We start from the raw sequence: 23,708 nt of genomic DNA, 5'->3' as shown, positions 1-23,708 counted from the left end.
CGGATAGGCTAAAGGGGTGACTGACCTCTTTGACAGTGCGTTCGGGGACGACGCCGGGGACGACTCCGGCACCCCCACCTTTGGCGGCACGCCGGACAGCGGGTCCCGCCCCCGCAGTCCGCTGGCCGTCCGCATGCGCCCGCGCACCCTGGACGAGGTGGTGGGACAGCAGCACCTGCTGGGCGCCGGCTCGCCGCTGCAGCTGCTGGCTGGCGGCGGCACGGCAGGCGGCCCGGCCGGCCCGGCTTCCGTCATGCTCTGGGGCCCGCCCGGAACCGGCAAGACCACCCTGGCCCACGTCATCGCCCGCGGCCCGGGCAGGAAATTCGTGGAGCTTTCCGCCATCACCGCCGGCGTCAAGGACGTGCGCCGCGTCATGGACCAGGCACTCACGGACCGCGACCTCCACGGACGCACCACGGTCCTGTTCCTGGATGAGATCCACCGCTTTAACAAGGCGCAGCAGGACGCCCTGCTGCCCGGCGTGGAAAACCGGTGGGTGGTGCTCATTGCGGCCACCACGGAAAACCCGTCGTTCTCGGTGGTCTCGCCGCTGCTGTCCCGTTCCATCCTGCTCACGCTCAAGCCCCTGACCAACGGCGACATCCAGGGCCTGGTGGAGCGCGCCGTCACCGATCCGCGCGGGCTGGACGGGCTGGTCAAGCTGACGGGGGACGCGCTGGACCACCTGGTCCGGCTGGCCAGCGGGGATGCGCGCCGGGCACTGACCACACTGGAGGCGGCGGCCGGGGTGGCACTCTCCGAGGCGTCGGGCCCGCACGACGCCGGCACCCCGGTGATGGTCGACCTCGACATTGCCGAGCGGGCCATCGACGCCGCGGCGGTGCGCTACGACCGGGCGGGGGACCAGCACTACGACATCATCAGCGCCTTCATCAAGTCCGTGCGCGGGTCCGACGTCGACGCTGCCCTGCACTACCTGGCGCGGATGCTGGAGGCGGGGGAGGACCCCCGCTTCATCGGGCGCCGCATCATGATTTCCGCGGCCGAGGACGTGGGCATGGCGGACCCCACCGCGCTGCAAACCGCCGTCGCCGCCGCCCAGGCCGTGGCGCTGATCGGCATGCCGGAGGCGCGGATCATTCTGGCCGAGGCTGTGGTGCATGTGGCCACGGCGCCCAAGTCCAACGCCGCGTACATGGGCATCAACGCGGCGATCGCGGACGTCCGGGCCGGGCGCGGCACCATGGTCCCGGCGCCGTTGCGCGACGCCCATTATGCCGGCTCCGCCGGACTGGGCCATGGCAAGGGCTACATCTATTCCCACGATTCCCCGCACTCCATCGCCGCCCAGCAGTACCCGCCGGACGACCTGGTGGGGAGAAACTACTACCAGCCCAACGGCAACGGCCTGGAGCGGGACCTTTCGGTCCGGGTGGAACGCCTGAGGGCGATCATCCGCGGGACTGGACCCGCCGCCGGCAAGTAACGGACGGCCCCCGGACGGCCCCCGGACGGCACCCGGACGGGAATGCCGGACGGGAATGCCGGACGGGAATGGCGGGCGGGAATGCCGGGCGCCGCAAGGGCGAGGGGACTTCCGGCGTCGCAAGGGCGGGAGGCGTTCCGCCGTCGGGCGGCAGGCAGGCCAGGTGGTAGAGTGGTGTGCGCACTGGCAAGCCCCGGCTCCATGCCCAACCCCAAGAACTTTTGACCCGGCCTCACCGCCGTGGACGAAGCAGGCGCGGATGGTCATGCCCGGGCGCTGCAGCGAAAGGGCCGCAACAGCCCCAACTCTCCATAATGGAGGCCAGGACATACATTTGTTGCAACTATTGGAAGGACACAAGTGGCTAACAGCACACGTGCCCGCCGGCAGGCCCGCCTTTCGCGGTCCCTCGGCATTGCTCTGACCCCCAAGGCAGCCAAGTACCTCGAGCGCCGCCCGTACGGCCCCGGTGAGCATGGACGCGCCCGCAAGAAGCAGGACAGCGACTACGCCGTCCGCCTCCGCGAAAAGCAGCGTCTGCGCGCCCAGTACGGCATCCGCGAAGCACAGATGACCCGTGCCTTCGAAGAAGCCAAGCACACCAAGGGCATGACCGGTGAAAACCTGGTCGAGATCCTGGAAACCCGTTTGGATGCCCTGGTCCTGCGTGCCGGCTTTGCCCGCACCACCGCCCAGGCCCGCCAGCTGGTTGTGCACCGCCACATCATGGTCGACGGCGCCCGCGTGGACCGCCCGTCGTTCCGCGTTGCCGAGGGTCAGCTGATCCACGTGCACCCGCGCAGCCAGACCATGGCCCCGCTGCAGCTTGCTGCGGCCGGCGCACACCGCGACGTGCTCCCCAACGTCCCGGCCTACCTGGACGTAAAGCTGGAGAGCCTTCAGGCCCGCCTGGTTCGCAGGCCGAAGCGCGTCGAAGTTCCCGTAACCTGTGAAGAGCAGCTGGTCGTCGAATTCTACTCACGCTAAATTCGTTAGCGAAAAGTAGGGCCGGGGCAATCCGGTCCGACACCTTGGGAGCAGCCCGCGGCACTCGCCGCGGGCTGCTTTTGGCTAAGGTATTCAAAGGGACATTCGACTAAACGGAAAAGAGGCGGCCCTCCATGACTGGTGGAGACATTGCGGGACTGATTGCAGCAGGCGTATTTGCCATTCTGGTTGCCTTGCTGGCCGTGCCGATCTTCAAGCTTGGCAAGGTCCTGGATGAAGTCCGGACCACCATCAAGCAGATCGGCGACGGGACGACGCCCCTCATCGACGAGGTCACCAGCACGGTGGCGACCACCAACACGCAGCTGGCCAAGGTGGACGGGATCTCCACCAACATCTCCGACGCCACCGCGAACATCTCCGCGCTGTCGTCGCTGTTCGCCGCCACGCTGGGCCAGCCCCTGATCAAGGTGGCGGCGTTCTCCTACGGTGTGCGCCAGGCGTTGGCCAGCCGGAAGAAGCCCGTCCGCGCCCGCCGGAGCCGCTAGGGCTGCCAGCCGCCGTTGAACCGAGCGCGAACGGGCGGCAGGAACGCACGTTGGAGCACTTTTTGGAGGGAAAACACGCATGAAGAAGATTTTTTGGCTGGGCGTTGGCATCACCATCGGCGTCGTTGCCGCCCGGAAGCTGGCGGCCGCCAAGGGCGCCATTGGCCCCGAGGGCCTCAACCGTGCGGTTGGCCGGGCGGCCGACGCCGTCCATGACTTCGCCGACGCGATGCGCGAGGGCATGGGCGAACGGGAGACCGACCTCCGGGCCGCGCTGGGCCTTGATCCCGGGCGTCCCGTGGGCCCGCGCCACTAGGTTTCTTCCTCCGCAGGCAGCCACCGATAATGAACCGCTGATTTTGACAATGAACCGTTGTAAGGAGCCACCAGGCTAATGAAATCCCACGAAATTGCAGATCGCTGGATCACGTTCTTTTCCAGCAGGGGCCACACCCCGGTGCCGTCGGCGTCGCTGATCTCGTCGGATCCATCGCTGCTGTTCACCGTGGCCGGCATGGTGCCCTTCATTCCTTACCTGACCGCCCGGGAGGAACCGCCGTACAAGCGGGCCACGAGTGTACAAAAATGCATCCGCACCGGCGACATTGACGAGGTCGGCAAAACGGTGCGCCACGGCACCTTCTTTCAGATGTGCGGCAACTTCTCCTTCGGCGACTACTTCAAGGAAAAGGCCATCCCCTACGCCTGGGAGCTGCTGACCAGCCCCGTGGCCGACGGCGGCTTCGGGCTGCCCGTCGACAAGCTCTGGGTCACCGTCTACACCGAGGACGAGGAAGCCCTGGCCATCTGGCGCGACACGGTGGGCGTGGCCCCGGACCGCATCCAGAAGATCGGCAAGGAAGACAACTACTGGTCCACCGGCCAGCCCGGCCCGGCAGGCCCCTGCTCCGAGATCTTCTACGACCGCGGGCCCGAATACGGCGTCGAGGGCGGCCCCATCGCCGACGAAACCCGCTACATCGAGATCTGGAACCTGGTGTTCATGCAGTACCAGATTGACAACGTCACCTCCAAGGTCGACTTCGACGTGGTGGGCGAGCTCCCCAACAAAAACATCGACACCGGACTGGGACTGGAACGGCTCGCCATGATCCTGCAGGGCGTGGAGAACATGTACGAGACCGACCAGGTCCGTCCCGTCCTGGACAAGGCCGCCGAGCTCTCCGGCAAGGAGTACACCTCCACCGAGGATCCGGCCGACCCCCACCACGTCGACGACGTCCGCCTGCGCGTGGTGGCGGACCACATCCGTTCCGCGCTGATGTTGATTTCCGATGGCGTGACGCCCTCAAACGAGGGCCGCGGGTACGTGCTGCGCCGCCTGATCCGCCGTGCCGTGCGCGCCATGCGCCTGCTCGGCGTGGAATCCGCCGTCCTGCCGGAGCTGCTGCCCGTCTCCCGCGACGCCATGAAGGGCGCCTACCCGCTGGTGGAAGGCGACTTCGCCCGCATTGCCCGCATCGCCTACGCCGAGGAGAAGTCTTTCCTGCGCACCATCGCCAGCGGCACCGCCCGCCTGGAGGAGGCCGTGAAGGAGTCCAAGGCCGCCAACACCTCCCTGTCCGGCGCCGAGGCGTTCGCCCTGCACGACACCTACGGCTTTCCCATCGACCTGACCCTGGAAATGGCGGGCGAGGCGGGCCTGGCCGTGGACGAGGCCGGGTTCCGCACTCTGATGCTGGAGCAGCGGGACCGCGCCCGCAAGGACGCCAAGTCCAAGAAGAGCGGCCACGCCGACCTGAGCGTCTTCCATGAGCTGCTGGCCCAGGGCGAAACCGTCTTCACCGGCTACACCGAGCTGGAGGGTCAGGGCCGGGTCCGGGCCATCCTGTCCGACGGCGCCGCCGTGGCCCAAGCGGCCACGGGCGACGAAATCTCGATCGTCCTCGACGAGACCCCATTCTACGCGGAAGCCGGCGGCCAGGCCGCCGACACCGGACTGATGACCGGCGACGGCTTCGTCGTCGAGGTCCTCGATGTGCAAAGGCCGGTCAAGGGCCTGAGCGTTCACAAGGCCGTCGTGCGGGAAGGCGAACTGCCGGCCGACGCCCTGGTGCGCGCCGCCGTCGACCGTGAACGCCGGCACTCCGCCGAGCAGGCGCACACCGGCACGCACATCGTGCACGCCGCCCTCCACCAGATCCTCGGACCGGAAGCGCTGCAGCGCGGCTCCTTCAACAAGGCCGGGTACCTGCGCTTCGATTTCTCCTGGGGCGAGGGCCTGAGCGCCGCCACGCGCTCGGAAATCGAGGAAGTCTCCAACATCGCCATCCGCAACAACTACCGGGTGGACACCAGGGTCATGGCCCTGGACGACGCGAAGGCACTCGGCGCCACCGCCCTCTTCGGGGAGAATTACGGTTCCGAAGTGCGCGTGGTGGAGATCGACGGCGCCTGGTCCCGGGAGCTGTGCGGCGGCACCCACGTGGACAGCACCTCCCGGATCGGTTCGCTGACCCTGCTGGGAGAGCAGTCGGTGGGCTCCGGCAACCGCCGCGTTGAGGCCTTCGTGGGCATGGACGCGTTCCGCCACCTGGCCGCCGAGCGCGCCCTGGTGTCATCCCTGACGGACATGCTCAAGGTGCCCTCGAACCTTCTACAGGAACGCGTCGCCGCCACCCTGGCCAAGCTCAAGACGGCCGAACGGGAGCTGGAACGCCTGCGCAAGGAACAGCTCAGCGCCACCGCGGCGGGCCTGGCCGGCACGGCTGTGGACGCCGACGGCGTCAAGGTCATCGCCCACGACGCCGGCGAGGTCTCCGGGGCCGACGACCTCCGCGCGCTGGCCCTGGACCTGCGCCAGCGGCTCGGTTCGGCCGCGGCCGTGGTGGCTGTGGCCGGGGCCAGCAACGGGCGCCCGGTGGTGCTCATCGCCACCAATGAGGCGGCGCGCGACGCCGGAGTGAAGGCAGGCGCGCTGGTGAAGGTGGCCGCCGGAGTCCTGGGCGGCGGCGGCGGCGGCAAGCCGGACGTGGCCCAGGGCGGCGGAACGGACCTGCAGGCCATCCCGGCCGCGCTGGCGGCCGTCACGAACGCCGTCAAGGACCGCTAGGGCGCATGGATCAGCCAGGCTACCGCCAGGGAGTGAAACTGGGGATCGACGTGGGCATGGTCCGCGTCGGCCTGGCATGTTGCGACCCCGGCGGCATTCTTGCCACGCCCGTCAAGACGCTGTCGCGGGACGCGAAGAAGAACTCCGACATCCGCGTCGTCGTCAAGGAGGCGGCCGGGCGCAACGCCGTGGAGATCTTTGTGGGCCTGCCGCGCACGCTCAAGGGCGCCGAGAAGGCCTCGGCCGAGATGGCCCGCAGCTACGCGCAGCTGCTCGTTGCCGCGCTCGGCGCGGCCGGACTGGACGTGCCCGTGCGCCTCATTGACGAACGCCTGACCACCGTCAGCGCCCACCAGGCGTTGCGCGCGGCTGGCATCGGCAGCCGTGATCATCGTAAGCTGGTAGATCAAGCAGCGGCCGTTGGCATCTTGCAGCAGGCCCTCGACATGCAAAAGGCACGCAACGCCACCGTTGGGGAGCTGGTGCGTGCACCAAAGCCGGGCACCGTGGGGAATGCCATTCCGTCCGAAGAAGAAGAAGGTTCGGCCATTTCCGATTCAATGCCTGTGCCGCCCACCGGGCCTGCCCACAGACGGGCTGCCCAATGAGCGGGCGCAACAGCGGCAGCCACCACCCGTCCCACCTGGTGGATAACCCAGAACTCCACTGGTCCGAGGAACATGACCTGCCCGTGGAAGGTGCCTGGCGCGACCCGGGGCCCGCGACTGGCCACGCCGCCGGGCAGGGCGACCACTGGGACAGGGACCACTACGGGGAGGAAGCCCCGTACTTCGACGGGGCGCCGCTGCCGTCGCGGCGCAGCACGCGCGTCTCCAAGCGGATCCGCCGGCGCCGCCGTACCGTGGTCTTCTTCATCGTCCTGGCACTGTTCGCCGTCGTCGTGTTTTTTGTGGTGCAGACCGTCAAGCCCCTGCTGGGCGGGTTTCAGGCCGCCGACTACCCCGGCCCGGGCACCGGAAGCGTGCAGGTGGTGGTACCGGAAGGATCGTCTGCCCGCTCCGTTGCCGCGGAGCTGCGCACGGAGGACGTGGTGGCCAGCGAACAATCGTTCCTGGATGCCCTGGGCGTGGCCAACGGCACCGGTTCGCTGCAGCCGGGCTCGTTCAAGATGCGCAAGCAGATGAAGGCCTCCGACGCCGTCGCCGTGCTGCTGTCCAAGGACGCCGCCAAGGTCCACTACGCCGCCGTGGCGCAAAACCTGCGCATGGGCGAAACCCTGGCCGTGCTGGCCAAGAGCACCGGCATTCCGCTGGCCGAATTTGAACAGCTGGCCAAGGACCCCAAGGCCTTCGGCCTGCCCGCCAAGGCCAAGAATCTTGAAGGCTACCTGTCCCCCGGGGAGTACCGCTTCGCCGTCGAGCTTGGCGCCAAGGCGATCCTGACGCAGATGGTGGACGCCACCAAGGCCAACCTGGACAAGGCTGGCGTCACCGATCCCGCCGAACAGTACCGCGACCTCACCATTGCCAGCATCATCGAATTTGAAGGCAACGAGGCGAACTACGGCAAGATCTCCGGGGCCATCGAGAACCGCATCAACAACCCCAACGGCGAGACGGGCGGCCGGCTCGAATCCGATGCCACGGTCGCCTACGGGCTCGGTATCAAGACGTACAACATCACCGACGCCCAAAAGGCGGACAAAAAGAACCCGTACAACACCTTTGCCAACCCCGGCCTGCCCGCGGGGCCGATCGGTTCCCCCGCGGAGGCCTCCATCGAGGCGGCCGCGCACCCGGAAAGCAACCCGTACTACTTCTGGGTCACGGTCAACCTGAAAACGGGCGAAACCCTGTACGCCACCACCTACGCCGAGCACCTGAAGAACGTTGCCAAGTACACGGCATGGTGCCAGGCCAATGCGTCGGAGTGCAAATAGATGGGCGCTGCGCTTCAAGGCGCCGTGCTCGGCCACCCTATCGGGCACTCCAAATCACCGGCCATGCACCGCAGCGCCTACGCCGAGCTGGGGCTTGACTACAGCTACGGCGCCGTCGACCTGGACGTTCCCGGACTGGCCGCGTTCCTGGACCGGGTCCGCGCCGACGGCAACTGGTACGGGCTGTCCGTCACCATGCCCCTCAAGACCCGGGCTGCCGAACTGGTGGACACGCTGACCCCGGCGGCCCGGTCCCTGCACTCCGTGAACACCGTGGTGGCCACGCGGACGGACGACGGCGGCACGCACCTTTTGGGCGACAACACGGACGTCGCCGGGCTCGTCCACGCGCTGCGCCACGCCGGCGCGCCGCGGCTGCCCAGGGGCGCAGTGCTCGGCGGGGGCGGGACCGCCGTGTCCGCCGTCGCGGCACTGGCGGGACTTGGCGCCCCAGCCGTGGACATCTATGTCCGCAACCCGGCCAAGGCCACGGCGACCGTGGAAGTGGCGCAGCGCCTCGGCGTTGCGGCGACCCTGGTGCCCTTCGAACGCGCCGCGGCCGCACTGGCGGGGTACGGCGTCGTCATCTCCACACTGCCCCCCCATGCACCGGACCGGCTCGCGGCGGAGATCGCCGCCTCCGGCATGGACGCGTCCGGCCGGTGCCTGCTCGACGTCGCGTACGACCCGTGGCCCAGCGCCCTCGCCGCGGCCTGGACGCAGCGCGGCGGCACCGTGGTCCCCGGGATCGAGATGCTTTTGTACCAAGGGCTGGAGCAGGTGCGCCTGTTCGCGGCGGCGGGTGGATTTGCGGACCGGGCCGAGGAACGCTCGGCGGCCGTCCTAAATGTGATGTGCGACGCACTTGGGCTCCGCCGGCGCCCACCGCACGAATAGGCCCGGCAGAACATGACAGGATGGAATACATGTTGCGTTGGTTGACCGCCGGGGAATCCCATGGACCGGCCCTTGTGGGAATTATTGAAGGCGTTCCGGCCGGGGTGGAGCTCACCGGCGCCCTCGTCCGGGACGCCCTGGCCAGGCGCCGGCTCGGCTACGGGCGCGGCGCGCGCATGAAGTTCGAGCAGGACGTGGTCACCATTCTTGGCGGCGTGCGGCACGGCCTGACCCAGGGCGGACCCGTCGCCATCCAGATCGCCAACTCCGAATGGCCCAAGTGGGAACAGGTCATGGCCGCGGACCCCGTGGACCCCGCCGAGCTCGCCGAGCAGGCACGCAACGCGCCCCTGACACGCCCGCGGCCCGGCCACGCCGATTTCACGGGCATGCAAAAGTACGGCTTCAGCGAGGCCCGCCCCGTTCTGGAACGCGCCAGCGCCCGGGAAACAGCCACCCGCGTGGCGCTGGGCGTGGTGGCGGCGCAAGTCCTGGCCGCCGTCGGCGTGGAACTCGTCAGCCATACGGTGCAGATAGCCGGCGTGGCCTCGCCGCCCGACGCCGCCGTGCCCACCTTCACCGACGTTGCCGCCCTGGACGCTGATCCGCTGCGCTGCTTTGACGCCGAAACCTCCGCCGCCATGGTCGCCGAGGTCGACGCCGCCCACAAGGAGGGCGAAACCCTCGGCGGCGTCGTGGAGGTCCTCGCCTACGGACTGCCTCCGGGACTGGGCAGCTACGTGCACTGGGACCGGCGCCTCGACTCCCGGCTCGCCGGCGCCCTCATGGGAATCCAGGCCATCAAGGCCGTGGAGGTCGGCGACGGCTTTGCCACCGCCGCCCGCCGCGGTTCCGCGGCGCACGATGAAATTGTGCGCGATGCCTCCGGCCGCGTCACCCGCACCTCCAACCGGGCCGGCGGCATTGAGGGTGGCATGAGCATAGGCGACGTCCTGCGCGTGCGGGCCGCCATGAAGCCCATCGCCACGGTGCCCCGTGCCCTGCAGACAATCGACGTTGCCACCGGCGCTCCCGCCAAGGCCCACCACCAGCGCTCGGACGTGTGCGCCGTGCCGGCCGCAGGCGTCGTGGCAGAGGCAATGACCGCCCTGGTCCTGGCCGAAGCGCTCCTGGAGAAGTTCGGCGGGGACTCCATGGCCGAGACCAAGCGGAACATGGACAGCTACCTGGCCGCCATCCCGGCCAATCTGGACACCTTGGGTCGCTGATGGCAGCGCGGACGGGACACTCCGGGGAGCCTCAGCCGCGGCCGGACCGCTCCATCGTCATGATCGGGCCGATGGCCGTGGGCAAGTCGGTGATCGGCGCCGAACTGGCGCGGAAGTTGGGGCTCGAGTTTGTCGACACCGACCAGCGGATCGTCGCCAAGCACGGGGCCATTCCGCGCATCTTTGCCGCCCGCGGGGAACACTATTTCCGCCAGCTCGAAGCCCGCACCGTGGCCGACGTCCTGGACCGGCCGGAGCCCAAGGCGGTGGTGCTGTCCCTGGGCGGCGGGGCCGTGCTCGACACCGGCACGCAGCAGCTGCTGGCGAAGGCCACCGTCGTGTTCCTGCGGGCGACCGTGGAGACGGTCAAGGAACGCATTGTCCGCAACACCGGCCGACCCCTGCTGGCCGCCGATCCCGTGGCCGCCTGGTCGCGGCTCGCGGCCGCGCGCGGCCCTGTCTATGCCCGCCTGGCCGACATCACCATCGACGTCGGCAAGTCAAGCGTGCCGGAGCTGGTTGACCAGCTCATCGCCCTGTTGGCCGCTGAATCAAGGAAAGAGAACACCGCACCGTGAATGAATTGAACACAGTCATCAAGGTCACCGGCACTGCCGCCGCCGACAACTACGACGTCGTGGTGGGACGCGGGCTGCTGTCGCTGCTGCCCGGACTGCTGGGGGAGCGGGTCAAGCGGGTGCTGGTGATCCACCCGCGCGCCCTGCGGGCCACCGGCGAAGCGGTCCGCGAGGACCTGGCCGCCGCCGGGTTCACGTCGCTGACCGCGGAGATCCCCGACGCCGAGGAAGGCAAGCACATCCAGGTCGCCGCCTTCTGCTGGCAGGTGCTGGGACAAAATGACTTCACCCGATCCGATGCCATCGTGGCCGTGGGCGGCGGCGCCGTGACGGACCTTGCCGGCTTTGTGGCCGCCACGTGGCTGCGCGGGGTCAAGGTGGTGCACCTCCCCACCTCGCTGCTGGGCATGGTGGACGCCTCCGTGGGCGGAAAGACCGGCATCAACACCGCCGAGGGAAAAAACCTGGTGGGCGCCTTCCACCCGCCGGCCGGCGTGCTGGTGGACCTGGACACCCTGGATACGCTGCCGCCCAACGAACTGCTCTCCGGCATGGCCGAGGTGGTCAAGTGCGGCTTCATCGCCGACCCCGCCATTCTGGAGCTGATTGAGGCCAACCCGGAGGCCGTCAGGGACCCGCGTTCCGACGTGCTGCGCAAGCTGATCGAGCGCGCCATCACCGTCAAGGCGAAGGTGGTCTCCGAGGACCTGACCGAGAATGGACTCCGCGAGACGCTCAACTACGGCCACACGCTGGGCCACGCGATCGAACACGCGGAGCGCTATTCCTGGCGGCACGGCGCGGCGGTCTCGGTCGGCATGATGTTCGCCGCCGAACTGGCACGCAGCGTGGGACGCCTCAGCGACGCCGATGCGGACCGCCACCGCAGCATCCTTCAGCTGCTGGGCCTGCCCCTGACGTACCGCAAGGACCGCTGGCAGGCTCTGCTGGACGGCATGCGCCGGGACAAGAAGACCCGCGGGGACCTGCTGCGCTTTGTGGTGCTGGACGGGATCGGCCGCCCCGGCATCCTCGAGGTGCCGGATCCGTCGCTGCTCTTCGCCGCCTACCAGGAGATTGCGTCCTAAATGGCATTGAAGGACTGGCCATCGGCGGGATTCCCCGGCACTGCCGTGAACCCCGAGACCCTGCTGCCGGAGGTGGTGGACGAGGACAAGTGCGCGGCGGCCCTGGAGGAATCCGGGGATGCGGCGGACCACGTGTTCGTCCTGCTGGCCCGCGGGCTCAACGCCGAGGCCGCGGAAATGGCCGCCGACGCCCGTCTCCTGGACCCAGGCTCGCTGCGGCTGCAGGTCCTGGACGCGGAGGTGCTGCGTGCCATGGGGCAGTTCGACCGGGCCGAACGCGTGCTTAAGGCCCTGCTGCCCACCGTTGCCGACTCCTCCCTGGAGGCCTGGGTCAACCAGCAGCTGGGCAAAGTGTACTTTTCCAACGGCAACTTCGCCGCCGCCGCACGGTGCTTCTCCACGGCACTGGACCAGCGGGTCGCCTCGGGGGCGGACGCGGCCGCGATCTATTCCTCCACGGTGTCCCTGCAGCGGGCCCAGGACCTGGCTGAGCGCGCGTAGCCGGCAGCCGCCACCCGATGCGGTAGTATGGTCAATGGATTTTTGATAACACTTATACGTTAGAGGCAACTGTGGCAACGACCAACGACATCAAGAACGGCACTGTTCTCAAACTTGAAGGACAGCTTTGGAACATCATCGAGTTCCAGCACGTCAAGCCCGGCAAGGGCGGGGCCTTTGTCCGCACCAAGATGCGCAACATCCTCTCCGGCAAGGTCGTCGACAAGACGTTCAACGCCGGCCTCAAGATCGAGACCGCCACCGTCGACCGCTCCAACTATGAGTACCTGTACCAGGACGGCGAAGACTTCGTCTTCATGGACACCCAGAACTACGACCAGCTCACGGTCGCCGGTTCCGTGGTCGGCGACGCGACCAACTTCATGCTGGAAAACCTGCACGTCACCATCGCCCTCCACGAAGGCAGCCCGCTGTACCTGGAACTGCCGCCGTCGGTCCAGCTGCGTATCACCTACACCGAGCCCGGCCTGCAGGGCGACCGTTCCTCGGCCGGCACCAAGCCCGCCACGGTGGAAACCGGCTACGAGATCCAGGTGCCCCTGTTCATCGAGAACAACACGCTGGTCAAGGTCGACACCCGCGACGGCAGCTACCAGGGACGAGTCAGCGAATAGTGGCAGGCAGTCAAGGCGGCCCCGGCACCAAGCCGAACTCGGCCCGCAGCAAGGCACGCCGCCGCGCCTTGGACATTTTGTTCGAGTCCGAACAGCGCGGCGTCACGGCGTTCTCCGCCCTGACGGCCCGGCGTGAAAAGACCGACCAGATCATCAACCCCTACACGGTCGACCTGGTTGAGGGCGTCACGGCCATGCAGGAAAGCATCGACGAGCACCTGCAGACATATTCGCAGGGTTGGACGCTGGAGCGCATGCCCGCCGTCGACCGCATCATCCTGCGCCTCGGAACCTGGGAACTGCTGTACAACGACGACGTGCCCGACGCCGTCGCCGTCAGCGAAGCCGTGGAATTGGCCAAGGTGCTTTCCACGGACGAATCCCCGCAGTTCGTCAACGGGCTGTTGGGGCGCCTGCAGCAGGTCAAGCCCACCCTGCTCGCCTAGCCCCCAGACTAGTTCGCATTTAAGGGCGGGCGGCGTGGCGGGACAGCAGTTCGCTGCGGGCGGCCGTCGCGGCGTTAAGCAGTTCCAGCTCCTGCTGCTGCGCGGCCTTGAAGCGCCTGGCCGCCGCACTGCCCGCGGCGCCCCGGGCATCGACCATGAGGCGCTGGCGCGTGAACGCCAGCCGTGTCGCCAACCGGATGAATTCCTTCATGGGACGGTCCGCGCCAAAGGTCTTGGACCACGCCAGCGCACGACGCCGGCCCGCACCGGAGGCCAGCATCGGCACTTCGGGCTGGCTGAACCAACCGGACGGGACGTAGTCGGCCAGGCGCCGGCGGGTCAGCCTGGCCTCGGCCCGGCGCAGGAGCACGATCCCGGCGATGAACAGGACGAACACGGGAACCTGCAGGACCAGGTACAGCACAAAGAAGTTGCCGTGGATGAACGTCAGGCTGTTCCACAGCCCGTGCAGCAGCATGGCGGGCACCAGGCCCACCGCCCAGGCGCCCAGCACCATCGCCGTGCCGCCGTGCCGGGCCGCGTACCCCACGCAGGCACCCAGGGCGCTCGTGAACATGACGTGCGCAAACGGGGACATCAGCCCGCGCATGACGAAGATCCCCACCAGCCCGCCGGCATGGCCGCCGCTGTCCTTGAACGCCTGCCCGAAGTACAGGATGTTCTCCGTGAACGCGAAGCCGGCGGCAACCATGCCGGCGTAGACCACACCGTCGATGGGGCCGTCAAAGGTCCGCCGGCGCAGGAAGAACAGCAGGAGCACCCCGGCGCCCTTGCAGACCTCCTCCACCAGGGGCGCCTGCACCACCGCGCCCACCATGCCCGGATCGGCCGACGCGTTGGAGGCCATGAGCAGCGGCTGCACCCAGCCGCCCACCACCAGGGCCGTCACCACCGACATGCCCGCGCCCCAGCAAAAGCCGAGGACCAGGGCCGCCTTCGGCTCCGGTTCCCACCGGTCGATCCACACCAGCGTCATGACACAAATGGCCAGCGGGACCAGGGCCAAGGCGCCGCAGACCAGAAAGACGCTTGTGCCGATGGCAAACGCGAACACCGCCAGGGTCCCCAGCGCCACGGCGACGAACAGGCACAGCACGATGATGTTGGTCACTTTTGCCCCCGGCGCCTTCCGCCTTGGGGGGCGCGCGGCCGGGGCCGGATGGGACCAGTACGCGGCGGCCGGGGTCAGCTGGGTTCCCGGCGCTGCGTGGGGATGCGTTCCCGGCGCCAGTCCCGGTGACTGTCCGGGCTGCGGGTCGCCGGCAGGGAGCGGCGGCCGCGGCGCGCCGCGCTGCGGATCCTGCCACGGCTGGCTGTGCCAGTTCCCCGGTTCGCTCATGCTTCCAAGCCTAGCGGCCGAGGGGCCCCGCCGGCGGCAGACCGGGCAGGTCGCTGTGGTAGTTTTGGGAGCAGCAACCAACCTTTTAATTCCGTCCTGTGAGGCGGGGAAAGGGGACTCAAAGTAAAATGGCCAGCACCTCCGCAGCATCCGCCGAACACCCGGCCAGCGCGCCAGCGCCCACCTCGTCCCGTACGGTCCTATCAGCGGCTGACATTGACCGCGCACTGACCCGGATCGCCTATGAAATCCTCGAGGCCAACAAGGGCCCGGCGAACCTGGTCCTGCTCGGCATTCCACGCCGCGGCTACCCGCTCGCCCAGCGCCTGGCCGCGAAACTGGCGGCCGCCGATCCGCGCATCGAACCCGCCGCCATCACGGGACAACTCGACGTCACCATGTTCCGCGACGATCTGGCCCGCCAGCCCACCCGTGCACCGCAGCGCACCGAACTGCCCGTCTCCGGGATCGACGGCAAGGTGGTGGTGCTCGTGGACGACGTCCTCTACTCCGGGCGCACCATCCGTGCGGCCCTCGACGCCCTCGTCGACCTGGGCCGGCCGCAGGCCGTGCGCCTGGCGGTCCTGGTGGACCGCGGCCACCGGGAACTGCCCATCCGCGCCGACCACGTGGGGAAGAACCTGCCCACCTCCTCCGCCGAAAAGGTCCGCGTGCGCCTGGCCGAATTCGACGGGCCCGGCACAGCCGATGAAGTTGTGATCGAGGCCGGCGCATGAGGCACCTGCTGGACACGGAAAGCCTCAGCAGGGACAACGCCATCGCCATCCTGGACACCGCCCAGGAAATGTCGGCGGTGGGCGAACGCGAGGTCAAGAAGCTGCCGGCGCTGCGCGGGCGCACCGTGGTCAACCTCTTCTTCGAGGACTCCACCCGGACCAGGATCTCCTTCGAGGCCGCGGCAAAGCGCCTTTCCGCCGACGTCATCAACTTCAGCGCCAAGGGCTCCTCTGTTTCCAAGGGTGAATCCCTCAAGGACACCGCCCAGACGCTGGAGGCCATGAGCGCCGACGCCGTCGTCATCCGCCACTGGGCCTCCGGCGCCCCGGCCCGGCTGGCCACCTCGGGCTGGATCGACGCCGCCGTCATCAACGCCGGCGACGGCACCCACGCCCACCCCACCCAGGCACTTCTGGACGCCTTCACCATGCGGGCCCACTGGTCAAAGCTGTCCGGCACGCCCTCGGTCGGCGGGGACCTGGCGGGGATGCGCGTGCTCATCGCGGGGGACGTGCTGCACTCCCGCGTGGCCCGCTCCAATGTGTGGCTGCTGCGCACGCTCGGCGCCCACGTCACACTGGTGGCCCCGCCCACCCTGCTGCCGGTCGGCGTCGACCACTGGCCCTGCGACGTCAGCTATGACCTGGACGCCGCCCTGGAGAAGGGCGTGGACGCCGTCATGATGCTGCGCGTCCAGGCCGAACGCATGAACGCGTCCTTCTTCCCCTCCACCCGCGAGTATGCCCGCCGCTGGGGCTTCGACGACGCCCGGCTCGCCCGGCTGGACGCGCTGGCGCTCAAGGACACGATCGTCATGCACCCCGGCCCCATGAACCGCGGACTGGAGATCTCCTCCGCAGCGGCTGACTCGCCACGCTCCACCGTGCTGGACCAGGTCAGCAACGGCGTCTCCGTGCGCATGGCCGCGCTGTACCTGCTCCTCTCCGGCGGCATGGCGGCCGCCCCCGCCCGCACGCCGGCCCTGCCGGCCGCAATACTGACTTCCGCAAAGGACCCTTCATGAACCACGCCAGCTACCTCATCCGCTCGGCCTCGCTGCTGGGCACGGCGACGGCGGACGTGCTGGTCCGTGACGGCGTCATCGCCGCCATCGGGGAAAACCTGGGCACGCAGGACGGGGAGTCCACGGCCGGCGCCACCGTCGTTGACGCCGCGGGCCTGGTGGCCCTGCCCGGCCTGGTGGACCTGCACACGCACCTGCGCGAGCCCGGCCGCGAGGACGCCGAGACCGTGGAAACCGGCACCCGCGCCGCGGCCCTGGGCGGGTTCACCGCCGTGCACGCGATGGCCAACAGTTCGCCCGTCGCGGACACCGCGGGCGTGGTGGAGCAGGTCTGGCAGCTGGGCCGCGAGTCGGGCTGGGTGGACGTGCGCCCCGTCGGCGCCGTGACCGTTGGCCTGGCCGGCGAGCAGCTGGCCGAGCTCGGCGCCATGGCCGACTCCCGCGCCCGCGTCCGGGTCTTTTCCGACGACGGCATCTGCGTCAGCGACCCCGTCATGATGCGCCGGGCACTGGAATACGTCAAGGCGTTCGACGGCGTGATCGCCCAGCATGCACAGGAGCCGCGCCTGACGGCCGGGGCGCAGATGAACGAGGGCAAGGTCTCCGCCGTCCTCGGCCTGGCCGGGTGGCCCGCCGTCGCCGAGGAATCCATCATTGCCCGCGACGTCCTGCTGGCCCAGCACGTGGGCTCCCGGCTCCACGTGTGCCATGTGTCCACGGCAGGCTCGGTGGAGATCATCCGCTGGGCCAAGGAACGGGGCATCAACGTCACCGCCGAGGTCACCCCGCACCACCTGCTCCTGACGGAGGAGCTGGTGCGCAGCTGGAACCCCGTGTACAAGGTCAACCCGCCGCTGCGGGCCGACGCCGACGTCCACGCCCTGCGCGCGGCCCTGGCCGACGGCACCATCGACATTGTCGGCACCGACCACGCCCCGCATCCCAGCGAGGCCAAGGACTGCGAATGGGCGTCCGCAGCCATGGGCATGACCGGCCTGGAAACGGCCCTCTCCGTGGTGCAGGAAACCATGATCGAGACCGGCCTGATGACGTGGGCGGACTTTGCCCGCGTCACCTCCACCGCCCCGGCCCGGATCGGGCAGCTCGACGGCCAGGGACGCCCGCTGGAGGTGGGGGAGCCGGCCAACCTGGTGCTGGTGGACCCGGCGGCCCGCTGGAACGTGGATCCTGCCGCCATGGCCACCAAGGGACGCAACTCCCCGTTCGCGGGCCTGGAACTGCCCGGGCGGGTGGTGGCCACGTTCTTCCGCGGCCACCCCACGGTCCTGAACGGCGCGCTGAACACCCCCTACCGCCATGGGGCGAACTGATGGGCGCACGCACGGGGCCGGTCATCATCACCTTCCTGATCCTGCTGGCCATCTTCGCCCTCATGTGGTGGGGCTGGCGCGGCAGGCTCAGGCGCCAGGCCGGCGTCGCGGACCTCCCCGCCATCCCGGACGACGCCGGGCCCCCCGCCCTGAGCGTGGCCGGCCAGTACGTCACCACCACCTCGGCCGGCGACTGGCTGGACAGGATCGCCGTCCACGGGCTGGGCATCCGCACCAACGCCACCCTGGAACTGCGCAGCACCGGCGTGCTCCTGCTCCGCCAGGGGGCGCCGGACATCTACATCGCCGCAGCCGCCATCGACGACGTGGGCACCGCGGCCGGGATGGCGGGCAAGTTCGTGGAAAGGGACGGCCTGGTGGTCATCACCTGGACCCTGGGCGGCAAGCTGGTCGACACCGGATTCCGGACCACGGAGGCCACGGCCAAGAAGCCGCTGCTCCAGGCCCTGAAGGCGCTGGCCCCGGCACAGGCGGAAACGCCCACAACAGAACGACCTGATGCAGACACAAGAAGAAAGAACGATGAGAATGAGTGAAGCAAGCGTGCCCGCACAGGCAACAACACCGGCCCTGCTGCTGCTGGAAGACGGCCGCGCCTTCCGCGGCACCAGCTACGGGGCCGTCGGTACCACTCTTGGCGAGGCGGTGTTCACCACCGGCATGACCGGCTACCAGGAGACGCTGACCGATCCCTCCTACGCCCGCCAGCTGATCGTCCAGACGACCCCGCACATCGGCAACACCGGCGTCAACGCGGCGGACAATGAGTCCACCCGCATCTGGGCCGCCGGCTACGTGGTCCGCGACGCCGCCCGGCGCCCCTCCAACTGGCGCTCCGAAGGGACGCTCGATGACGAACTGGCCTCCCAAGGGGTTGTCGGCATCCAGGGCGTGGACACCCGCGCCATCACCCGCCACCTGCGTGAACGCGGCGCCATGAAGGCCGGCATCTTCTCCGGCGGCTCCGCGGCCCGGCCACGGGCCGAACTGCTGGAGGAGGTCCTCGCGCAGCCGGCCATGGAGGGCCTCCAGCTCGCGGAGGAAGTCAGCGTGGCCCAGGCCTACGCCGTCGAACCTTCCGACCACGGCTGGGAGGGGGAGCCCTTGTTCACCATCGTCGCCCTGGACCTGGGCATGAAGTCCATGACGCCGCACCGGTTTGCCGAGCGCGGCGTGCGCGTCCACGTGGTGCCGGCCGCCACCACCTTCGAGGAGGCCATGGCGTTCGAGCCCGACGGCGTGTTCCTCTCCAACGGCCCCGGCGACCCCGCCACCGCGGACCGCCAGGTCGCGTTCGTGCGCAGCTTCCTGGACGCCGGCGTGCCGTACTTCGGCATCTGCTTCGGCAACCAGATCCTGGGCCGTGCCCTCGGCTTTGGGACCTACAAGCTGCGCTACGGCCACCGCGGCATGAACCAGCCGGTCATGGACCGCGGCACCGGCAAGGTGGAGATCACCAGCCAGAACCACGGCTTCGCCGTTGACGCCCCGCTCGAGGGCGCCACCCGGGCCCCCGAGGAGCGGTTCGGCATGGTTGAGGTCAGCCACATCAGCCTCAACGACCAGGTGGTGGAGGGCCTGTCCTGTCTGGACATCCCGGCCTTCTCGGTCCAGTACCACCCCGAGGCGGCGGCCGGCCCGCACGACGCGGCCTACCTGTTCGACAGGTTCATCGCGCTGATGAACGACCATCCGAGAAATTCCGCAGCAGAGAAGAACGAGACCGAGGAATCCAAGTAATGCCGAAGAGAGAAGACCTTAAGTCCGTCCTGGTCATCGGATCCGGGCCCATCGTGATCGGCCAGGCCGCCGAGTTTGACTATTCCGGCACCCAGGCGCTGCGCGTGTTGAAGGAGGAAGGCCTGCGGGTCATCCTGGTCAACTCCAACCCGGCCACCATCATGACCGACCCCGAGTTCGCCGACGCCACCTACGTGGAACCCATCACCCCCGAGGTGGTGGAGAAGATCATTGCCAAGGAGCGTCCCGACGCCGTCCTGCCCACCCTGGGCGGCCAGACCGCGCTGAACACGGCCATCGCCCTGGACAAGAACGGCGTACTGGCCAAGTACAACGTGGAACTGATCGGCGCCAACATCGCCGCCATCGAGCTCGGGGAGGACCGGGAAAAGTTCAAGGGCGTCGTGGAGCGCTGCGGGGCAGAGAGCGCGCGCAGCCACATCATCCACACCCTGGAGGAGGCCTTCGCGGCCGCCGAGGACCTCGGGTATCCCATGGTGGTCCGGCCCTCCTTCACGATGGGCGGGCTCGGTTCAGGCCTGGCGTACAACCCGGACGACCTGGAACGCATCGTCGGCCAGGGCCTGCAGTACAGCCCCACCACCGAGGTCCTGCTCGAAGAGAGCATCCTCGGCTGGAAGGAATACGAGCTGGAGATGATGCGGGACAAGAACGACAACGTCGTGGTGGTCTGCTCCATCGAAAACTTCGACCCCGTCGGCGTCCACACGGGCGACTCCATCACGGTGGCCCCGGCCATGACGTTGACGGACCGCGAATACCAGAACCTGCGCGACATCTCCATCGCCGTCATCCGCGAGGTGGGCGTGGACACCGGCGGCTGCAACATCCAGTTCGCCATCGAGCCCGACACCGGCCGCGTCGTCGTCATCGAAATGAACCCGCGCGTCTCGCGCTCCTCGGCGCTGGCATCCAAGGCCACCGGCTTCGCGATCGCCAAGATCGCCACCAAGCTGTCCCTGGGCTACACGCTGGACGAGATCCCCAACGACATCACGCAGAAGACGCCTGCCTCCTTCGAGCCCACGCTCGACTACGTCGTGGTCAAGGTGCCGCGCTTCGCGTTTGAGAAATTCCCGGCAGCCGACCCCACGCTGACCACCACCATGAAGAGCGTGGGGGAGGCCATGGCCATCGGCCGCAACTTCACCGAGGCCCTGCAGAAGGCGCTGCGCTCCCTCGAGCAAAAGGGGGCCAGCCTGGACTTCAGCTCGGTCAACGCCCTGGACGTGCCGGACCTCATCGAGGCCGCCAAGCGCCCGACGACGGACCGGCTGTCCCAGGTGCAGCGCGCCCTGCTGGGCGGCGGGACCGTCGAGGAGCTGTACGCGGCCACCTGGATCGACCCCTGGTTCCTGGACCAGCTGGTGCTGCTGAACGAGGTCTCCGCCACCATCCGCCAGTCCACGGCCCTCACGCCGGACATGCTGCGCCTGGCCAAGCGCCACGGCTTCTCCGACGCCCAGATCGGCGCCCTGACGCACAACTCCGAGGCCGTGGTGCGCGGCGTCCGCCAGGCACTGGACATCCGGCCCGTCTACAAGACGGTGGACACCTGCGCCGCCGAGTTTGCCGCCTACACCCCGTACCACTACTCGTCCTACGACGAGGAGGACGAGATCGGCCTGCACGCCAAGCCCTCCATCATCATCCTCGGCTCCGGCCCCAACCGCATCGGACAGGGCATCGAGTTCGACTACTCCTGCGTCCACGCCTCCATGGCGCTGCGCAAGGCCGGCTACGAGACCGTCATGGTCAACTGCAACCCGGAAACCGTCTCCACCGACTACGACGTCTCCACGCGCCTGTACTTTGAGCCGCTGACCTTGGAGGATGTGCTGGAGGTCATCGCCGCCGAGGAACGCACCGGCGGCGTCATGGGCGTCTTTGTCCAGCTGGGCGGCCAGACGCCGCTGAAGCTGGCACAGGAGCTGGCCGACGCCGGAGTCCCCATCCTGGGCACCTCCCCGGAATCGATTGACCTGGCCGAGCACCGGGGCATGTTCTCCCGAGTCCTGGACGAGGCGGGCCTGGTGGCCCCCAAGAACGGCACGGCCGTCTCCTTCAGCGATGCCAAGAAGATCGCCGACGAGATCGGCTACCCTGTCCTGGTCCGCCCGTCCTACGTCCTGGGCGGACGCGGCATGGAGATCGTGTACGACGAGGCGAACCTCTCGCGGTACATCAAGAACGCCACGGAAATCACCGAGGCCCACCCGGTCCTGATCGACAGGTTCCTCGAGGACGCCATTGAAATTGACGTCGACGCGCTCTACGACGGCAAGGACATGTACCTGGGCGGCATCATGGAGCACATCGAGGAGGCCGGCATCCACTCCGGCGACTCCGCCTGCGTGCTGCCTCCCATCACGCTGGGCCGGGACGTGCAGGAGCGGGTCCGCAAGGCCACCCTCGCCATCGCCGAGGGCGTGGGGGTGCGCGGGCTGATCAACATCCAGTTCGCCCTGGCCTCCGATGTCCTGTACGTGCTCGAGGCCAACCCGCGCGCCTCCCGGACGGTGCCGTTCGTCTCGAAGGCCACGGGCGTGCAGATGGCCAAGGCGGCGGCCCTGATCGGCACCGGCGTCTCCATCGCGCACCTGCGCAGCGTCCACCACATCCTGCCCGAGGTGGGCGACGGCGGCTCGCTGCCCGACTCCGCGCCCGTCGCCGTCAAGGAGGCCGTCATGCCGTTCAGCCGCTTCCGCACCCCGGAAGGACACGTGGTGGACTCCCTGCTGGGCCCGGAAATGCGGTCCACGGGCGAGGTCATGGGCATCGACAAGCACTTTGACACCGCCTTCGCCAAGAGCCAGGCCGGGGCCAACGGCGCCCTGCCCGTCTCCGGGAAGGTCTTTGTCTCGGTGGCCAACCGGGACAAGCGCTCCATCATCATGGCCGTCAAACGCCTGGTGGACCTTGGCTACGAGATCGTCTCCACCGGCGGCACTGCCGACGTGCTGCGCCGCAACGGCATCCACGCCACCACCGTGCGCAAGATCGGGGAGCGCGCCGTAGGTGCAGAAAGTGCCGGCGACGGCGGGAGCATCGTGGACCTGATCAACGACGGCGAGATCGACATGATCTTCAACACGCCCTCCGGCGGACAGGCCCGCGGCGACGGCTACGAGATCCGCGCCGCAGCGGTCTCCAACGGCCGCCCGTGCATCACCACGGTGGCGGAGTTCAACGTAGCCGTCCAGGCCATGGAGGCCCTGCGCACCTACGAGTGGGACGTGACCAGCCTGCAGGAACACGCGGCCGTCCTCCAGGCCGGCCTGGCGGAGCAAAACAGCCTGGCGGAACAGCATGCCTGAGTCGGGCGCGGCGGCCCCCGGCGCCGGCGCCCGGGAACCCTTCGGCTCCCGCCTGGCCGAGGCCATGCACGCCAGGGGACAGCTCTGCGTGGGCGTCGACCCGCACCCCGGGCTGCTGGCGGCCTGGGGCCTGGACGACTCCGTGAACGCCCTGCGCACGTTTTCCCAGACGGTGCTGGATGCCGTGGCTCCCGTGGCCGCAGCCATCAAGCCTCAGGTGGCGCTCTACGAACGGCATGGCTCGGCCGGGTTCGCCGTACTGGAGGAACTCCTTGCGGCGGCGGCCCGGGCAGGAGTGCTCACCATTGCGGACGCCAAGCGCGGGGACATCGGATCCACCATGGCGGGCTACGCCGACGCGTGGCTGCGTGACGGTTCGGCCCTTGCCGCGGACGCGGTGACGCTGAGCCCCTACCTGGGCTTTGAATCGCTGCGGCCGGCGCTCGACGTGGCCGCTGCCAACGGCAGGGGGGTCTTTGTGCTCGCCCTGACCTCCAACCCCGAAGGAGCATCGGTCCAGCATGTGGGCGGCGCCGATTCCGTGGCCCGTCGCATCGCCCACGCGGCAGCCGTCGAAAACCAGCGCCACGCCGCAGATGTCCTGGGCCCCGTGGGCCTGGTCGTCGGCGCCACGGTGGGGACGGCGCTGGCGGAGCTGGACATCGACCTGGCTGCCGTGCACGGGCCCATCCTTGCGCCCGGGCTCGGCGCGCAGGGGGCAACGGCGTCGGACATCAGGAAGACGTTCGGCGCCGCCTACCCGGCGGTCCTGGCCACCTCCAGCCGCGGCATACTGCAGGCAGGGCCCGGCGCGGGTGCGCTGCGGCGCGCGGCCGAGAAATCGCTGCGCGGACTTTGACGCG

At 68.9% G+C, this 23,708-nt stretch carries 22 protein-coding genes; 21 read left to right on the top strand and 1 reads right to left on the bottom strand.

Going from position 1 to position 23,708, the window contains the following annotated elements:
- Positions 1-16 precede the first annotated feature (16 nt).
- The 14 genes from DMB86_RS11975 (at position 17) to nusB (ending at position 13,293) form a co-directional block, all read left to right on the top strand.
- Entirely contained in the window at positions 17-1,450 is a 1,434-nt protein-coding gene (locus tag DMB86_RS11975) for a replication-associated recombination protein A (protein ID WP_113718015.1), read from the top strand.
- A 360-nt stretch (positions 1,451-1,810) separates the two neighbouring features.
- On the top strand, positions 1,811-2,437 hold the full coding sequence (gene rpsD / locus DMB86_RS11970; RefSeq protein ID WP_113718014.1) for a 30S ribosomal protein S4: 627 nt from the start codon (positions 1,811-1,813) through the stop codon (positions 2,435-2,437).
- Positions 2,438-2,571: 134 nt separating this feature from the next.
- Positions 2,572-2,946: a DUF948 domain-containing protein gene (locus DMB86_RS11965; protein WP_113718013.1), complete on the top strand. Its 375-nt coding sequence runs from the start codon at positions 2,572-2,574 to the stop codon at positions 2,944-2,946.
- A gap of 79 nt (positions 2,947-3,025) precedes the next feature.
- On the top strand, positions 3,026-3,262 hold the full coding sequence (locus DMB86_RS11960; protein WP_113726201.1) for a hypothetical protein: 237 nt from the start codon (positions 3,026-3,028) through the stop codon (positions 3,260-3,262).
- Positions 3,263-3,340: 78 nt separating this feature from the next.
- Positions 3,341-6,019 (top strand): alanine--tRNA ligase, encoded by a 2,679-nt coding sequence (gene alaS, locus DMB86_RS11955; protein ID WP_113718012.1) that lies wholly within the window; start codon positions 3,341-3,343, stop codon positions 6,017-6,019.
- 5 nt (positions 6,020-6,024) lie between these two features.
- On the top strand, positions 6,025-6,627 hold the full coding sequence (ruvX, locus tag DMB86_RS11950; protein WP_113718011.1) for a Holliday junction resolvase RuvX: 603 nt from the start codon (positions 6,025-6,027) through the stop codon (positions 6,625-6,627).
- Entirely contained in the window at positions 6,624-7,919 is a 1,296-nt protein-coding gene (gene mltG, locus DMB86_RS11945) for an endolytic transglycosylase MltG (protein WP_113718010.1), read from the top strand. Before ruvX ends, mltG begins: the two co-directional genes overlap by 4 nt.
- 24 nt (positions 7,920-7,943) lie before the next feature.
- A complete protein-coding gene (locus DMB86_RS11940; protein ID WP_335645001.1) occupies positions 7,944-8,816 on the top strand; it encodes a shikimate dehydrogenase family protein in 873 nt (290 codons plus the stop codon).
- 29 nt (positions 8,817-8,845) lie between these two features.
- Positions 8,846-10,045 carry a chorismate synthase gene (gene aroC / locus DMB86_RS11935; RefSeq protein WP_113718008.1) on the top strand — a complete coding sequence of 400 codons (1,200 nt, stop codon included), beginning with the start codon at positions 8,846-8,848 and terminating at the stop codon, positions 10,043-10,045.
- The gene (locus DMB86_RS11930) at positions 10,045-10,623 is read left to right on the top strand and encodes a shikimate kinase (protein ID WP_113718007.1); all 579 of its coding nucleotides are present in this window, start codon (positions 10,045-10,047) and stop codon (positions 10,621-10,623) included. Before aroC ends, DMB86_RS11930 begins: the two co-directional genes overlap by 1 nt.
- The gene (aroB, locus tag DMB86_RS11925) at positions 10,620-11,711 is read left to right on the top strand and encodes a 3-dehydroquinate synthase (protein ID WP_113718006.1); all 1,092 of its coding nucleotides are present in this window, start codon (positions 10,620-10,622) and stop codon (positions 11,709-11,711) included. The genes DMB86_RS11930 and aroB overlap by 4 nt, the downstream gene beginning before the upstream one ends.
- Positions 11,712-12,212 (top strand): tetratricopeptide repeat protein, encoded by a 501-nt coding sequence (locus tag DMB86_RS11920; RefSeq protein WP_113718005.1) that lies wholly within the window; start codon positions 11,712-11,714, stop codon positions 12,210-12,212.
- A gap of 71 nt (positions 12,213-12,283) precedes the next feature.
- Entirely contained in the window at positions 12,284-12,847 is a 564-nt protein-coding gene (gene efp, locus DMB86_RS11915; RefSeq protein ID WP_113718004.1) for an elongation factor P, read from the top strand.
- Positions 12,847-13,293, top strand: a complete 447-nt coding sequence (nusB, locus tag DMB86_RS11910; RefSeq protein ID WP_113718003.1) for a transcription antitermination factor NusB — start codon at positions 12,847-12,849, stop codon at positions 13,291-13,293. Before efp ends, nusB begins: the two co-directional genes overlap by 1 nt.
- Positions 13,294-13,312: 19 nt before the next feature.
- Here the strand turns inward: nusB and DMB86_RS11905 are convergent, their stop codons facing one another.
- Positions 13,313-14,653, bottom strand: a complete 1,341-nt coding sequence (locus DMB86_RS11905; protein WP_129545521.1) for a PrsW family glutamic-type intramembrane protease — start codon at positions 14,651-14,653, stop codon at positions 13,313-13,315.
- A gap of 128 nt (positions 14,654-14,781) precedes the next feature.
- On the opposite strand from DMB86_RS11905, the gene pyrR reads away from it, so the two are divergent.
- The 7 genes from pyrR to pyrF are packed head-to-tail and all read left to right on the top strand — an operon-like array spanning position 14,782 to position 23,704.
- Complete coding sequence (gene pyrR, locus DMB86_RS11900; RefSeq protein ID WP_113719529.1) at positions 14,782-15,390, top strand: bifunctional pyr operon transcriptional regulator/uracil phosphoribosyltransferase PyrR; 609 nt, start codon at positions 14,782-14,784, stop codon at positions 15,388-15,390.
- Positions 15,387-16,415, top strand: coding sequence for an aspartate carbamoyltransferase catalytic subunit (locus DMB86_RS11895; protein WP_113718001.1), 1,029 nt, complete (start codon positions 15,387-15,389; stop codon positions 16,413-16,415). The genes pyrR and DMB86_RS11895 overlap by 4 nt, the downstream gene beginning before the upstream one ends.
- Complete coding sequence (locus tag DMB86_RS11890; protein ID WP_113718000.1) at positions 16,412-17,746, top strand: dihydroorotase; 1,335 nt, start codon at positions 16,412-16,414, stop codon at positions 17,744-17,746. The genes DMB86_RS11895 and DMB86_RS11890 overlap by 4 nt, the downstream gene beginning before the upstream one ends.
- The gene (locus DMB86_RS11885) at positions 17,746-18,303 is read left to right on the top strand and encodes a PH-like domain-containing protein (RefSeq protein WP_227878339.1); all 558 of its coding nucleotides are present in this window, start codon (positions 17,746-17,748) and stop codon (positions 18,301-18,303) included. Before DMB86_RS11890 ends, DMB86_RS11885 begins: the two co-directional genes overlap by 1 nt.
- Positions 18,296-19,507 (top strand): glutamine-hydrolyzing carbamoyl-phosphate synthase small subunit, encoded by a 1,212-nt coding sequence (gene carA, locus DMB86_RS11880; protein WP_113717999.1) that lies wholly within the window; start codon positions 18,296-18,298, stop codon positions 19,505-19,507. The genes DMB86_RS11885 and carA overlap by 8 nt, the downstream gene beginning before the upstream one ends.
- Positions 19,507-22,845, top strand: a complete 3,339-nt coding sequence (gene carB, locus DMB86_RS11875; RefSeq protein WP_113717998.1) for a carbamoyl-phosphate synthase large subunit — start codon at positions 19,507-19,509, stop codon at positions 22,843-22,845. The genes carA and carB overlap by 1 nt, the downstream gene beginning before the upstream one ends.
- Positions 22,838-23,704 (top strand): orotidine-5'-phosphate decarboxylase, encoded by an 867-nt coding sequence (pyrF, locus tag DMB86_RS11870; protein WP_113717997.1) that lies wholly within the window; start codon positions 22,838-22,840, stop codon positions 23,702-23,704. The genes carB and pyrF overlap by 8 nt, the downstream gene beginning before the upstream one ends.
- The last annotated feature ends 4 nt before the right edge of the window (positions 23,705-23,708 follow it).

Source organism: Arthrobacter dokdonellae (assembly GCF_003268655.1).
Lineage (GTDB): Bacteria > Actinomycetota > Actinomycetes > Actinomycetales > Micrococcaceae > Specibacter > Specibacter dokdonellae.
This window is presented reverse-complemented; position numbering and strand designations above follow the sequence as displayed.